The 14422-nt window shown below is 32.7% G+C and carries 14 protein-coding genes; 9 read left to right on the top strand and 5 right to left on the bottom strand.

All coding sequences use genetic code 11. The features are described 5' to 3' along the window. The first annotated feature begins 25 nt into the window (after positions 1-25). The gene (locus AC0GLR_RS02075; RefSeq protein ID WP_495605140.1) at positions 26-1387 is read left to right on the top strand and encodes a gluconate:H+ symporter; all 1362 of its coding nucleotides are present in this window, start codon (positions 26-28) and stop codon (positions 1385-1387) included. Between the two features lie 43 nt (positions 1388-1430). Here AC0GLR_RS02075 and AC0GLR_RS02080 read toward each other — a convergent pair whose 3' ends face one another. Continuing rightward, entirely contained in the window at positions 1431-1862 is a 432-nt protein-coding gene (locus tag AC0GLR_RS02080) for a GtrA family protein (RefSeq protein ID WP_495605141.1), read from the bottom strand. Then, complete coding sequence (locus AC0GLR_RS02085) at positions 1862-2800, bottom strand: glycosyltransferase family 2 protein (RefSeq protein ID WP_495605142.1); 939 nt, start codon at positions 2798-2800, stop codon at positions 1862-1864. The genes AC0GLR_RS02080 and AC0GLR_RS02085 overlap by 1 nt, the downstream gene beginning before the upstream one ends. Positions 2801-2966: 166 nt before the next feature. Here AC0GLR_RS02085 and AC0GLR_RS02090 point away from each other — a divergent pair, with 166 nt between their 5' ends. Continuing rightward, a complete protein-coding gene (locus AC0GLR_RS02090) occupies positions 2967-3872 on the top strand; it encodes a YihY/virulence factor BrkB family protein (RefSeq protein WP_495605143.1) in 906 nt (301 codons plus the stop codon). A 6-nt stretch (positions 3873-3878) separates the two neighbouring features. Here the strand turns inward: AC0GLR_RS02090 and AC0GLR_RS02095 are convergent, their stop codons facing one another. After that, on the bottom strand, positions 3879-4328 hold the full coding sequence (locus AC0GLR_RS02095; protein ID WP_495605144.1) for a flavodoxin: 450 nt from the start codon (positions 4326-4328) through the stop codon (positions 3879-3881). A gap of 79 nt (positions 4329-4407) precedes the next feature. Here AC0GLR_RS02095 and recX point away from each other — a divergent pair, with 79 nt between their 5' ends. The 4 genes from recX (at position 4408) to AC0GLR_RS02115 (ending at position 9449) form a co-directional block, all read left to right on the top strand. Further along, complete coding sequence (gene recX, locus AC0GLR_RS02100; protein WP_495605145.1) at positions 4408-5220, top strand: recombination regulator RecX; 813 nt, start codon at positions 4408-4410, stop codon at positions 5218-5220. Between the two features lie 3 nt (positions 5221-5223). Further along, complete coding sequence (locus AC0GLR_RS02105) at positions 5224-6360, top strand: AI-2E family transporter (protein ID WP_495605146.1); 1137 nt, start codon at positions 5224-5226, stop codon at positions 6358-6360. Positions 6361-6437: 77 nt separating this feature from the next. Continuing rightward, complete coding sequence (locus AC0GLR_RS02110) at positions 6438-8015, top strand: peptide chain release factor 3 (protein ID WP_495605147.1); 1578 nt, start codon at positions 6438-6440, stop codon at positions 8013-8015. A gap of 12 nt (positions 8016-8027) precedes the next feature. Continuing rightward, a complete protein-coding gene (locus tag AC0GLR_RS02115) occupies positions 8028-9449 on the top strand; it encodes a C69 family dipeptidase (protein WP_495605148.1) in 1422 nt (473 codons plus the stop codon). A 41-nt stretch (positions 9450-9490) separates the two neighbouring features. Here the strand turns inward: AC0GLR_RS02115 and AC0GLR_RS02120 are convergent, their stop codons facing one another. Together AC0GLR_RS02120 and AC0GLR_RS02125 are read right to left on the bottom strand one after the other, a co-directional pair. Beyond that, the gene (locus AC0GLR_RS02120; RefSeq protein WP_495605149.1) at positions 9491-10324 is read right to left on the bottom strand and encodes a MucBP domain-containing protein; all 834 of its coding nucleotides are present in this window, start codon (positions 10322-10324) and stop codon (positions 9491-9493) included. A gap of 83 nt (positions 10325-10407) precedes the next feature. Next, entirely contained in the window at positions 10408-12411 is a 2004-nt protein-coding gene (locus AC0GLR_RS02125) for an ATP-dependent Clp protease ATP-binding subunit (RefSeq protein ID WP_495605150.1), read from the bottom strand. 166 nt (positions 12412-12577) lie between these two features. Here AC0GLR_RS02125 and ykzS point away from each other — a divergent pair, with 166 nt between their 5' ends. The 3 genes from ykzS (at position 12578) to AC0GLR_RS02140 (ending at position 14420) form a co-directional block, all read left to right on the top strand. Continuing rightward, positions 12578-12772: a protein YkzS gene (gene ykzS, locus AC0GLR_RS02130; RefSeq protein WP_495605151.1), complete on the top strand. Its 195-nt coding sequence runs from the start codon at positions 12578-12580 to the stop codon at positions 12770-12772. A 101-nt stretch (positions 12773-12873) separates the two neighbouring features. After that, complete coding sequence (locus AC0GLR_RS02135; protein ID WP_054645810.1) at positions 12874-13140, top strand: phosphocarrier protein HPr; 267 nt, start codon at positions 12874-12876, stop codon at positions 13138-13140. A gap of 122 nt (positions 13141-13262) precedes the next feature. Continuing rightward, complete coding sequence (locus tag AC0GLR_RS02140; protein ID WP_495605152.1) at positions 13263-14420, top strand: glycosyltransferase family 4 protein; 1158 nt, start codon at positions 13263-13265, stop codon at positions 14418-14420. Positions 14421-14422: the final 2 nt, after the last annotated feature.

Raw genomic sequence — 14422 nt, forward strand, 5'->3', positions numbered from 1 at the left:
TATATGTGGAAAAGAGGAATCACAAATGATGCCGTTTGTTGTTTTATTTTTAGGAATTGCTTTATTACTATTTCTAATTATCAAATTGAAATTAAATACATTCGTTTCATTGATTGTTGTTGCCATTTTAGTTGCTTTGGGACTGGGAATGAATCCAGCTTCAATTGCTACTTCGATTAAAATGGGAATTGGAAGTACACTGGGAGAATTAGCCATCGTCTTTGGTTTTGGTGCTATGATTGGACGTTTGGTTTCAGATTCTGGTGGGTCATATCGAATTGCTAAGACGTTAATTGATAAATTTGGTAAAAAGCGTTTGCAGTTAGCAATCGTTATTGCTTCATTTATTATTGGAATGTCATTGTTCTTCGAAGTTGGTTTAGTTTTATTAACTCCTATTGTTTTTGCAGTTGCATTAGAAGCAGATGTTCCGTTTCTTTATTTAGGAATTCCAATGGCTGCTGCTTTATCAGCAACTCAGGGATTTTTACCTCCTCAACCTGCTCCTACAGCTGTTGCTACTGCACTTGGTGCTAATATTGGTGAAGTATTACTCTTTGGTATTATTGTAGCTATTCCAGCAGTAATTGTTGCAGGTCCACTTTGGACAAAAGTGATTCAAAGATTTTTCCCGAATGCTTTTGTGGTAAAGAAAAGTTTACCAGCATTTGGTGAAGTTAAACAATATGATCTAAAAGATACTCCTGGATTTGGACTATCTGCTCTAACTTCATTATTGCCAGCTATTTTTATGGCAGTTAATACCATTTACCAAATGATAGCGCACGGTGGGAAAGCGGTTGCTAAACCTACTGGATTTGATGCCGTCATTTCAATGTTAGGTAATCCAATGATTGCCATGGTAATTGCACTTTTGTTTGCAATTTGGTCTATGGGCTTCCATCGTGGTAAAGATATGAAACAAATCTCAACTAGTATTGCTGATGCTATTAAGTCAATTGCTATGTTATTGATGGTAATTGCTGGTGGTGGTGCTTTCAAACAAGTTTTGATTGATGGTGGAGTTGGAAATGCTGTTAAAGGCATGATGATGCATTCATCATTATCACCAATTATTTTAGGCTGGTTAGTTGCCGTTATTCTTCGTGTCTCACTTGGATCAGCAACGGTTGCCGGTATGACAGCTGCTGGATTGGTAATGCCATTAATGGCTTCTCTAAACGTTAACCCAGTTATGATGGCACTTGCAATTGGTGCTGGATCATTAGCTGCTTCACATGTTAATGACGCTGGATTTTGGATGTTTAAAGAATACTTTGATTTAGATGTTAAACAAACTCTAGGAATTTGGACCACGCTTGAGACTGTGATTTCAGTTGTGGGTCTGATAATGGTATTAATTTTAAATATGTTTGTCGGTGCATAAGTAAAAAGACTCTGAAAACAATCAGAGTCTTTTTATTTTGTCTTTATTTAGTTTTATCTTTAAATGAAATTAAAATTGCCCAGAAATAATTTAAAATAATTACAACAATATTTTGTAAAATATTGATAACATTTTGTTCTAAACTAGAATTAAATTTTAATAAACTAATACCCAAAAACATAATTCCAGCACCGATAATACAAGTAACAAATCGTCCGGCAAAGAACGTTGCCATTTGATACCAAAATTCTTTGTGGGTGTGATGTTCAGCATGGAAAACAAAATATTTATTGGTAAAGAATGCAAATAAAACTGTAAAGAACCAATCAATTAAGTAATTTAATAAATAACCAAGCGGGGTAAATTTTTGTAACAAGAAAAAGACAATGATATTAAAGGCGGTAGCAGCAACTCCCCAAAATAAATAGGGAATTACATCCTTATGTTTATGATATAGGTTCAAGATTGCTTGCATTATTCCTGCTCCTCAATAATATATTGTGGTCGATGCTTGGTTTCCAAGTAAATCTTACCAATGTATTTACCAACAATTCCTAAGCAGAATAATTGAATTCCACCAATTAGTAGAATAATTGAAACTAGAGAAGGCCATCCGGCTACTGATCCTCCAAAGAAAATTGCTCTGACAATTACAAAAAGAATTCCAATTACAGCTAAGAAACAAGAACATCCACCAATGAAAGTGGCAATTCTTAAAGGAGCATCAGAAAAGTCAATAATACCTTCAATTGAGTATTCAAATAACTGAAAGATTGACCAATGTGAGTTTCCTGCGGCCCGAGGCTGTCCTGGATATTTAATGTATTTAGTTTTAAAACCAACCCAGCTAAAAATTCCTTTTGAAAAACGATTATATTCAGTTAGTTCATTAACAGCATCAACGTAACGACGTGACATTAAACGATAGTCTCGCACATTAGGCTGAATTTTTACATCAGATAATGCATCAATGATTTTATAAAATGATGATGATAAAAATGCTCGGATTGGATTTTGTTTTCGACTGGTTTGAATGCATCCGACACAGTCATAATCTTCTGTATTAATAATTTTAAGCATTTTTGGTAATAATTCTGGCGGATCTTGCAAATCGACATCCATTAGTGCGACATAATCACCATGAGCGTTACGTAATCCGGCCGTCATTGCTGATTCTTTACCAAAGTTTCTAGAAAAAGAAATAAAGTGAACAGTTTCTGGGTGTTGACTATGAAGTTCCTTTAATATTTCCCCAGTGTTATCTGAAGAACCATCATTGATAAATAAATAGTCAGGAATATATTTTTTGCCATTTTTATTCATTTCATTAAAGACTTTTTCTACGGTATCATAAAATAAATTAATTGATTCTTGTTCGTTATAACATGGAACAATTAAACTGATTGTTTCCAAATCATTTCCTCCTCATAAAAAAACAAACAAATTAATTTGTTTGCTTAAGCTAATCTTAATTTTAGCATTAATTAAACTTAAATTGTAACGGATTTAGATTAAGATTCTGATATAATTCAACTTAGTGTGTAATTTTTAATAATTAAATTTTCCAGGAGATTAAGTCGTGAAAAAGGTTAGATTAATTTTAAAGAACAAAGTAAGTCCCATTTTGAAAATATTTTTACACCATTTTAAAATGGGAAATGTTTCTGATTCTGCCATTGTTTTTGCTTATTATGCTTTATTATCTTTGTTTCCAGTATTGATTATTATTGGTGGGGTTATTAAGATCTTAAATGCTAATCCTGATACTGTTTTTGCTTACATCAGACCATTAATGCCAAATTCAATTTACTTATCATTAAAACCGATTTTTGAATCAGCATTTGCTGGTGGGCATGGCGGTAGTAACTTATCTGTTGGTCTTGTATTAGTGATTTGGTCTGCTAGTAGTGCAATGGCAGCATTTCAAAGAGCTGTTAATCGTACTTATGGAGTAGATAATCAAAGTGCATTGATGAATCGAATTATTTCATTTTTATGGATGTTACTGTTAGTGCTGTTTCTTTTCGTTTTAATGTTGTTATTAGGTTTTGGACAAGCACTCCTAAACTTCATTCAACATACTTTTAATGTTTCTAGTGTGATTATTACAGCTTTAGAAAATGCTAGATTACCATTAATTTTAAGTTTGTCATTTTTAGTTTTATTGATGTTATATTATTTTGTTCCAAGTTTGAAAACCAGATTTAAATATACTTTATTTGGTTCCATTTTTTCATTAGTGGGTTTAGCAATTTTGGCTCAGATTTTTTCTTTAATTATTGCTAATTTTTTCAGAAATATTTCAGCTTATAAAACATTGGGGACCTTTATTGTGGTAATGCTGTGGCTTTATTTTATGGGAATGGTGCTTTTATTTGGTGCTGTTATTAATGCTAGTGTACATGACTACTGTTTAGGTGGAATTGATGAATCGCATAGCAAATTAAAATCTTTAGAAAAAAAAGCCCTTAAAAAAAGGCTTTAACGATAGTTATTTATTAGCACTTTGAACAAGTTGTTTTGAAAAATTATCCAGTACTTTGATATCATTTTCATCTGGGTCTAGATTGATTTTAACATTGGGTGCCCCGGGAATTGCTCCGGCTTTTTGGAGAGCTTTTGCAAATGCATCAACAGCCACGTTGTAAAACTCTTCATAAAAAACATCACCAGAGCCTGCAACACCAAAGATTTTACCAGTTAAATCAAGATTAGCTAAGTCGTCATAAAAATCCATTCCTTCTTCAGGAAGATTTCCCTCATCGTACGTATACGGACATATAACTATGATGTCTGTGTCTAATAATTCCTCTGCATCTGTTTGAGAAATTTCAGTTTCGGTTACATCAATCCCTAAATCTTCTAGACCTTCAGTTACTATATCTGCTACATCTTCGTTATTTCCGGTAATAGTTGCATAAACTACATGTGCTTTTGTCATCACGAAACTTCCTTTACTATTTATCTGGTTAGTATAGCAGAAGAGAATTAAATTGTGAATTTAGAAAGGATAATCAGTTATGAAAAAGGGTTCACAAAAATTAAAAATTAGTCGAGTAGAAGCACAAAAGCGTCCTGGTCGCTATAACATTTATATCAATAATGAATACGCATTTCCAATCAGTGAAGAAGTTTTAATAAAATATATGATATTTAAAGGTAGTGAATTCACGCCTAAAGATATCGAACAGATTAAAACAGCTGATAATCTTGCAAAACTCTATGGAAAAGCAGTTGATTTTATTTCATATCGGCAACGTACCCAGTTTGAAGTAGAAAAGAAATTGAGAGACTTAACTGATGATGAAACGATGATTGCTAAAGTAATTGAACGACTAATTAAAATTGATTTAATTAATGATAAAAGCTATGCCAAAAATTATATTAGACAAGTAGCAGATGGAAAAAACAAAGGACCTGGAGCAGCAGCCCATTATTTGCAGCAAAAGGGAGTTAGTGAAAATACGATTAATGATGCTATAAATCAATATTATTCAAAAACGAAAATAATTCAAAATGCTCAACAAATTGCTCAAAAGTTATTTGACCATTATAATCGTTACCCATATAATAAAAGAATTGAAAAAGTTAAATTAACAATGGTACGAAAAGGTTTTGGTTTTGATGATATTGATCAAGTGTTAGCTTTAATTAACAAAACAATTGATAAAGAACATCAAAATTCAATCTTAAAAAAATCCGGTACTAAACTATGGGAAAAATATCATGCTGCTGATTCCTATCAGCGACGACAAAAAGTTAAACAAGCCTTGTACAGAAAAGGCTTTGATTTAGATGATATTGATCAATTTTTAGATGATTTGGAAGGTTAATGAATGAAAAATATTAAAGATTCAAGACTACTTTTTTGGACAGTTGAAGTATTATTAGTAATTGGAATTATTTTTTTAAGTACTAAAATTAATTTTGTTTTTTATCCTATTGGCGTTTTTATTTCAACTATTTTTGCACCATTATTAATTGCAGGTTTTCTTTATTACATGTTGAACCCAGTTTTAAACCTATTAATGAAGATTAAAATTACTAAGACTAAAACAATTAATCGAACCTGGGGAACAACGATTATCTTCTTAGCTGTTATCGGGGTAATCGGATTTATTTTGGTTTCATTTATTCCTCGATTAGTTTCTCAGATTACTAATTTAGCAAGTACAATGCCACAGTTCACTGCTCATCAAGAACGTTCTTTAGCTAAAATGACTAAATATGGTTTTTTAAAAAATGTTGATTGGGATCCAATTGTATCTAAGATTCAATCATCATATTCGGCATATCTAAAATCGATGTTAAATCATTTGTCTAATAGTGCTGGTGATATTATTTCAACTGCTGCAGGAGTAGTAGTTACGATTATTACAGCTCCAATCATTCTTTTTTATATGTTAAAAGATGGTGATCGTTTATTACCAAGTATTGAACGTTTGTTGCCAACTTTATCAGATAAGCATCGTCATCAATCTGAGGTCTTATTAAAAAAGATGAACAAAACGCTTTCTCATTATATTGGAGGCCAGGTGATTGAATGTTTATTTGTCGGTACATTTACTTCAATTGGATATTTGATGATTGGTCAAAAATATGCTTTGCTATTAGGTGTTTTTGCTGGATTTTGTAATTTAATTCCTTACGTTGGGCCTTATATTGGAATTATTCCAGCGTTATTTGCAGCGATTGTGGTGAGTCCAATGCAGGTAGTATGGACAATTATAGTTGTATTGATAGTTCAACAGGTAGATGGCAATTTTGTTTATCCAAACGTGATTGGTAAAAGTTTAAACATTCATCCATTAACAATTATCTTAATTTTGTTGGCTGCTGGTAATATTGCAGGACTATTAGGAATGATTTTAGCAATTCCAATTTATGCGATTGTAAAAGTAGTTGTTGAGTACTTTTACAGTATTTGGCAGGTTCAACACGACCAAAAATCTGATATTGATTCAGATAATTAAATAGTAAATTAAAATCCGGGGAATCCGGATTTTTTTATCATTATAAGATGTTATATAATTTTGCTAGGAGGACTCTAATGAATGAAAAAGAATTAACAAAAGAAGTTGATAAACGAAGAACATTTGCGATTATTTCTCATCCTGATGCTGGGAAAACAACGATTACTGAACAGTTACTATTGTTTGGTGGAATTGTTAGAGAAGCGGGAACCGTGAAAGCTCGTAAAAGCGGTAATTTTGCAAAATCAGATTGGATGGAAATTGAACAAAAACGTGGAATTTCTGTTACTAGTTCCGTAATGCAATTTGATTATCAAGGAAAACGAATTAACATCTTGGATACCCCTGGACACGAAGATTTTTCTGAAGATACCTATCGAACTTTAATGGCAGTTGATTCTGCAGTGATGGTAATTGATGCTGCCAAAGGCATTGAACCACAGACTAAGAAACTTTTTCAAATATGTAAAATGCGGGGAATTCCAATCTTTACTTTTATGAATAAGCTTGATCGTGATAGTCGTCCCCCAATGGAATTAGTCGATCAATTAGAAAATGTTTTGGGAATTGAAGCCTATCCGATGAACTGGCCGATTGGTTCTGGAAGAATTTTCAAAGGACTTTATGACCGTTATAATCACCGAGTTGAATTATTTCAGCCTGAAAGTGATGAACAAAAATTCTTAAAATTAGATAAAAATGGTAATATTGAAGGCGATAATCAGCTAGAAGACGATGATATCTATGGAGATGCAAAGGACGAAATGGATTTAATCTCTGAAGCTGGAAACGAATTTAGTGCAGAAAAAATCAAAAAGGGAGATCAAACTCCAGTTTTCTTTGGTTCTGCATTAGCTAATTTTGGCGTTCAGACATTTTTAGATGCATATTTAAAGATGGCGCCTGCTCCTGGTCCGCATAAAACTTTGTCTGGTAGTGAAGTTGAGCCAACTGATGAAAACTTTACCGGCTTTGTTTTTAAAATCCAAGCTAACATGAACCCACATCATCGTGATCGAATTGCGTTTGTGAGAATTTGTTCTGGGGAATTTAAAAAGGGAATGGATGTTACCCTTGATCGGACCCAAAAATCTATTCGTTTGTCTAATGTTACTGAGTTTATGGCAAACACACGTGAAAACGTAAAAACAGCAGTTGCTGGAGATATTATTGGGCTTTATGATACTGGTAATTTTCAAATTGGTGATACAATTTATACGGGTAAACATCCAATTGAATTTGAAAAGTTACCGCAATTTACGCCAGAATTATTTATGCGGGTTTCTGCTAAAAATGTAATGAAACAAAAATCATTTCACAAAGGAATTAAACAACTTGTTCAAGAAGGTGCTATCCAAATTTATACTACTTATTCAACTGGCCAATATATTTTAGGGGCTGTGGGTCAGTTACAATTTGAAGTATTTAAGTTTAGAATGAAGAATGAATATAATTCAGATGTTTTGATGGAACCGATGGGAAATAAAATTGCTCGTTGGATTGATCCTGAACAATTAGATGAAAAGATGTCGTCTTCACGAAATATTTTGGTAAAAGATATTAATGGAGACCCACTCTTCTTATTTGAAAATCAGTTCGCTGAACGTTGGTTTAAAGATAAATATCCGGATGTTAAATTAACAGCCAAGTTATAAAAAGGAGAAAATATGAAACATTTATCAGCTTGTACGAGTGTTTTGGTAGGTAAAGACGCTAGTGTTGATGGTTCAACTATGATTGCTAGAAATGATGACACTTTTTTGCCACTAACACCACAACGTTTTTGTGTTGAACCAGCATATCAAAATGAGAATAAGGTTTGGAAATCCAATCAAAATGGATTTACCATGACAATGCCAACTTCTGGATATCGTTATTTATTAACACCTAATGCGGATGTTGCTAAAGAAGGCGTTTATGCAGAAAGTGGTTTTAATCAAAAAAACGTTGCGATGAGTGCAACTGAGAGTGTTTATGGAAACTTACACACTTTAGCATATGATCCATGGGTTACAAATGGATTAGCTGAAGATTCGCTACAATCAATGGTACTTCCTTATATTAATTCAGCCCGTGAAGGAGTTTCATATTTAGGCAGCTTAATTAAAAAGTATGGTTCTCCAGAGGGAAATGGGGTTCTTTTTAGTGATAATAACGAAGTTTGGTACATGGAAATTGTTACTGGACATCAGTGGGTTGCTCAAAGAATTCCTGATGATAGCTATGCTGTTGTTGCTAATCAAGTTGCAATTCAACAAGTTGATTTTGATGATCCTGATAATTTTATGTTTTCAGATGGGATTCAAGAATTTGTTGCACAACACCGATTAAATCCGGATGCTGAAGGATTTAATTTTAGACATATTTTTGGAACCAGTAATGAAAAAGATCGTCATTACAATACTCCTCGAGTCTGGTATGGACAGCGTTATTTGAACCCAGAAATTGAACAATCACCAACTTCTTCTGACTTGCCATTTATTAGAAAAGCTAATCGCAAAATTGCGGTAACGGATGTCGAATTTATTTTGAGTTCTCATTATAATGAAACTGAGTATGATCCGTTATGTAATGGTCCTGAAGATTTAAAAACTAAGTTTAGACCAATTTCAATGAATCGAACGCAGAATTCTCATGTTTTGCAGATTAGAAACGATGTTGACGCTGCTTGGTCAGCAATTATGTGGCTAAATTTTGGAGTTCCAGCATTTAGTCCTTATGTTCCCTTTTTTGCAAATGTAAACGCTACTGATCCTACGTATGAAAATACACCATTGAAAATGGATAATACTAGTGCATATTGGATGTATCGTAAGTTATCAATGTTAGTCGAATCACATTACAGTCATTTTATTCAAATGGATCGAGATTTTAAAACGGATGTTAACCAAATGTTTTTAACTCATGTTGATAATACAATTGATCAAGTTAAGCATCGTGATCCCAAAAATATATCTGCATTTTTACAAAAACAAAATCAAAGTTTGGTAGCTGAGATGAGAACTCGAGTTGAAAATTTGATGCATGAATTAATGTCAAAAGGGTTAACTCTATCTAAACTTACCTATAACATGGATAAAAATTTATAGAATAAACAAAAATACTTGAGAATTTAATTCTCAAGTATTTTTTAGTTAGTTAATTTAGGCTTAGTTTTTGTAATTAGCTTAGTATCATCAGCACTAATCCATTCTGCGCCACCTAATGATAACCAAACAGTCTGACTTGTTTTTACTTCTTTAAATACTTTCCAAGTTGATCCAATAGGTAGTTGAATGTCGTAAGGTATTTTTCCATTTGGTTTTTGATATACTTTGGTTTTTGCCACAATTTTAACTTGATAGTTAACTGGTTGAACAGTTTTCCAACTATCATGGCGATAATAACAAATTATATTTTGTGATTTATTGGTAAATTGACCTTTTAAATCACCAACTAAAAGATTAATTTTGTAATTTTTTAACTGAGGTAATTGAAGGTTGAAATATTCTTCTAATTTTCCAGTTATGAATTTAGGGGTTTTTAATAATTCGCCAGTATCAAAATCAAAACAATATATCATAACTGGTTTCCCCATCTTTTTTACATAATGTAACGTAACAATCTGGTTTGGAATGATAACAGTTGAACTGATTCCAGAAATATTTTTAAAAGTGTAATTGTGAATAGAAAGAATATCAATGTTCATGGGATTACCTAAATAGGTTTTAATAATTAAAGGGGATTTAAGTAGTTTTTTATTTTCATCAACAATGTTTACAAAAACTGTAGTGGGCATTTTAGTATTTGAAATGGGTAACTCTGATTTATTAGTCTTCGTCGTTGTTATTGTTTGTTGAGAAGGGTGTTTTTTGGGGACAGTCTTGATATTTAATTCCGTCTCCTTGTTATTATAGTGAGAATGTTTAGCAACTGAATTCTTTTTATGATTATGGTTCAACAATTTTTTGATAAAATTTAACAAGATAAATTCCTCCGTTAGATATTAAACTAATTCTAACATTTTCGTAAACAAAAGCCCGAATCATTTTGCATTCGGGCTTTTGTTTATTTTGCTGTAATTTGAATGTTACCTTTTTTATCAGTGTTAGCAAGTAATTCCTTGGTTTCTGGATGTTCAAGTAAATAAGTTGCAGTTTGATCCTCAACTTGTTCCTGAATTACCCGGCGGAGAGGGCGGGCTCCCATCGCAGGATTAAATCCTAATTCTACTAATTTCTGTTTAGCAGCATCAGAGACGTTAACTTTAATTCCGTTTTCAGCCAACGTATTATTCATTTCGTTCAACATAATTTCAACAATTTTAGTTAAATTATTTTTATCAAGAGAGTTGAATTCCACAATTCCATCAAATCTGTTTAAAAATTCTGGTTTGAAATAAAAGCCAAGTTTATCAAGTACGGAATGAGTATTTCCACTTGATTCAGCTCCAAATCCAACATTGGCACCAGTATTTGCACCGGCATTACTAGTCATAATAATAACAGTATCTTTAAATGAAACGGTTCTTCCTTGTGAATCAGTTAGGCGACCATCGTCTAACACTTGTAAAAAGGTATGCAAAACATCTGCATGAGCCTTTTCTACTTCATCTAACAAAATCAAACTGTAAGGGTTTCTGCGAACCTTTTCAGTTAATTGACCAGCTTCATCATAACCAACGTATCCAGGAGCAGCGCCAATTAATTTGGCAACTGATTGTGGTTCTCGATATTCTGACATGTCAAATCTAATCAAAGAATCTTTGGAACCGAAGAGTTGTTTTGCTAATTGTTTTGCTAGTTCAGTTTTACCAACTCCAGTAGGTCCAACAAATAAAAACGATCCAATTGGGCGACCAGTTTTGTTGAATCCCATACGATTTCTTTGAATCGCTTTAGCGACTTTTTGAATCGCTTCATTTTGACCAATTACATGAGCTTCAAGATTCTTATCAAGATCTTTGAGTTGTTGTTTTTCTTGATCTTCTAAATTACCTACTGGAATATTAGTAATTTCTTCTACAACTTGTTGCATATTTTTCTCAGTAACCGTGTTATTTTTATTTTTAGCTTGAGCATTGTGATCTCGTTGTTTTTCTAATTGTTTTTCACGATCTCTAAAGTATGCTGCAGTTTCATAATCTTCTTTATTAAGAGCACTTTCCTTTTCTTTTTCAGCGTTAGCAATTTCTTTGTCGATTGTTTTAGGATCAATAATATTAAGAGTTAAGTTTTTTCGTGATCCGGTTTCATCCATTAAATCAATAGCTTTATCAGGTAGAAAACGGTCGTTAATATATCTTTGTGATAAGTTAACTGCTGCTTTGATTGCGTCATCAGTATAATGCACTAAATGATAATCTTCGTAACGTTTTTGTAATCCCTTTAAAATTTTAATAGCTTGTTCTTCATTTGGTTCATCAACCTTGATTGGTTGAAAGCGACGAGCTAAAGCTGAATCTTTTTCAATATCACGATATTCCTTCATGGTAGTTGATCCGATTAGTTGAAAATCACCACGGGCAAGAGAAGGTTTTAAAACGTTTCCAGCATCTAATCCGCCTTCAGAATTACCAGCACCCATAATTTCATGAATTTCATCAATAAATAGAATAATATTTTTATCTGCTTTAACTTCTTTAATTAGTTGTTGCATCTTTTTTTCAAATTGACCACGGATACCTGTACCTTGAATAATTGAAACCATATCGATTTGAATTATCTTTTTATTTTGTAATTTTTGTGGTACCGTTCCGTCGGCAATCTTTTGGGCTAATCCTTCAACGATAGCAGTTTTCCCAACTCCGGCTTCACCAATTAAAACTGGATTATTTTTAGAGCGACGGTTTAAGACCTCGATGGCACGAGCAGTTTGTTTATCTCTGCCAACTACTGGATCTAATTTTCCAGTCCGTGCTAATTTTGTTAAATCAGTTCCATAGGTTTTTAAAATGTTATTAGTTCCTTGTGGTGGCATTTGAAAACTACCTGATCCGGAATTACCACCTTGCATTGATTTTAATAAGTCATCTAGACTACCAAAACCGTATGCTCCTTGTTGTCCTTCCATAATTAAACCTCCTCATAAATTATAAATGATTACTTGACCTTATTTGACTTTTACAAATATTATACACTCCAGTTAGCGTGTTTCAAGTAATTGGACTGTTGCTATAATTTTTTAATTCGAGTTACTATAATATGATAAAATTAAACAAATGACAGGGGGAAGTGCGTTGGTTAAAACAAAAGAAGAATATACTACTTTATTAAATAAACTCCGTGACGGTGAAATTGAAACTTTAACCATTACTCCTAGTGAATTTTTTATATTTCAACAAGCATTTATGGATTATAAAACTAGAAAACGAATTGTAGGAGAAGCTGGTAATAAAGGGGTCGTGATTTATCATTATGCCCAAAATAGTTAATGATTCAAGTAATTTAACTTGTAGTTTTAAAAACTTGTATTTTTGGTTAGATATTGGTACGCTTAAAGTATAAATAAGGTCAATAAAGGGGTGCGTTTATTATGGAAAAACGTCAATTTAAAATTACAGCAGAAACCGGTATTCACGCTCGTCCTGCTACATTCTTAGTTCAAACAGCAAGCAAGTTTGATTCAAATATTAGTTTAGAATATGATGATAAAACGGTTAACTTGAAATCAATCATGGGTGTAATGTCACTTGGTGTTGGTCAAAACGCTGTTGTAACTATTTCAGCCGAAGGTGACGATGCTAAAGAAGCACTTGATGCAATCGCCAAGACTATGAAAGAAGAAGGTTTAATCGAGTAATCTTCATTGTTTAAAAAGAGTTGCTGATGCAGCTCTTTTTCTTTATGAAGATGTTTGCAAACTGAGTATTAAAAACATATAATTACATTTGTTTAGCTCAAATTGGAAGGGTGAAGATTTGCTTGAATATTGGATTATTTACAGATACATATTTTCCACAAGTTAGTGGAGTTGCGACATCTATCAAAACCTTAAAAGATGAGCTAGAGCGTCGTGGAAATAATGTTTATATCTTTACTACCACAGATCCCAATGCCAAAGATGACGAACAGGGAATTTATCGTTTTTCGAGTATTCCTTTCGTTTCATTTACGGAAAGGCGAATTGCAGTTCGCGGTTTATTTCAGGCAACTCAGATTGCCAAAAGTCTTAAACTTGATATCGTTCATACTCAAACAGAATTTTCGATGGGGATGATTGGTAAGTTTGTAGCTAAGAATATGAGTATCCCTTGTATTCATACTTACCATACAATGTATGAAGATTATCTTCATTATGTTGCCAATGGCAAACTGTTAAAACCAATTCATGTAAAAGAAGGAACTTTAGCATTCTGTCATCATTTGAATGGAATAATTGCACCTAGTAAACGTGTATTGGATAAATTGACCAATTATGGTGTAAAGAGTCCGATTCGTATTATTCCAACTGGGGTTGATATCAATCACTATGAGAAACAAAATAATGAAAACATTAGAAAAAAGTGGAATATTCCTGCTGATGCTCCTGTGATGCTTTCCCTAAGTCGATTGTCTTATGAAAAAAATTTAACAGGATTAATTGATGATTTTCCTGCAATTCTAAAAAAAGTACCCAACGCTAAATTAGTAATTGTTGGTGCTGGACCTGCTGGAGAAAACTTACAAAAACAAGTTAAGAAGCAAGGACTTGTTAATAACGTTATTTTTACTGGAGAAGTTAAAAATAAGGACGTTAGTTCATACTATAAGATGGCTGACGTTTTTGTATCAACTTCAAATTCAGAATCACAAGGACTAACTTATATTGAAGCGATGGCGGCTGATACTAAAGTTGTGGTTTCTGCTAGTCCTTATACGGATGACTTAATTAATGATAAGTCATTAGGAAGAACATTTAAAACTGATGCTGATTTTGTTGATGATGTTGTTTTATATCTAAAACATCCTAATGACTATCCAGATAATGCATCTTTGCGTAAACAAAAACTGCATGATATTTCTGCTAGTTATTTTGTAGATCAAGTTTTTGACTTTTATGTTGATGCGATTAACAGCTATCAAGTTGATGATAAGGAGTAACT

The organism is Fructilactobacillus sp. YLN 2412 (assembly GCF_059488745.1).

What these genes read in the sequence shown, in the direction of transcription:
- AC0GLR_RS02095 (WP_495605144.1), bottom strand. Translation starts at nt 4,328, where the DNA reads ATGACAAAAGCACATGTAGTTTATGCAACTATTACCGGAAATAACGAA.
- AC0GLR_RS02125 (WP_495605150.1), bottom strand. Translation starts at nt 12,411, where the DNA reads ATGGAAGGACAACAAGGAGCATACGGTTTTGGTAGTCTAGATGACTTA.
- recX (WP_495605145.1), top strand. Translation starts at nt 4,408, where the DNA reads ATGAAAAAGGGTTCACAAAAATTAAAAATTAGTCGAGTAGAAGCACAA.
- AC0GLR_RS02110 (WP_495605147.1), top strand. Translation starts at nt 6,438, where the DNA reads ATGAATGAAAAAGAATTAACAAAAGAAGTTGATAAACGAAGAACATTT.
- AC0GLR_RS02105 (WP_495605146.1), top strand. Translation starts at nt 5,224, where the DNA reads ATGAAAAATATTAAAGATTCAAGACTACTTTTTTGGACAGTTGAAGTA.
- AC0GLR_RS02135 (WP_054645810.1), top strand. Translation starts at nt 12,874, where the DNA reads ATGGAAAAACGTCAATTTAAAATTACAGCAGAAACCGGTATTCACGCT.
- AC0GLR_RS02075 (WP_495605140.1), top strand. Translation starts at nt 26, where the DNA reads ATGATGCCGTTTGTTGTTTTATTTTTAGGAATTGCTTTATTACTATTT.
- AC0GLR_RS02080 (WP_495605141.1), bottom strand. Translation starts at nt 1,862, where the DNA reads ATGCAAGCAATCTTGAACCTATATCATAAACATAAGGATGTAATTCCC.
- AC0GLR_RS02115 (WP_495605148.1), top strand. Translation starts at nt 8,028, where the DNA reads ATGAAACATTTATCAGCTTGTACGAGTGTTTTGGTAGGTAAAGACGCT.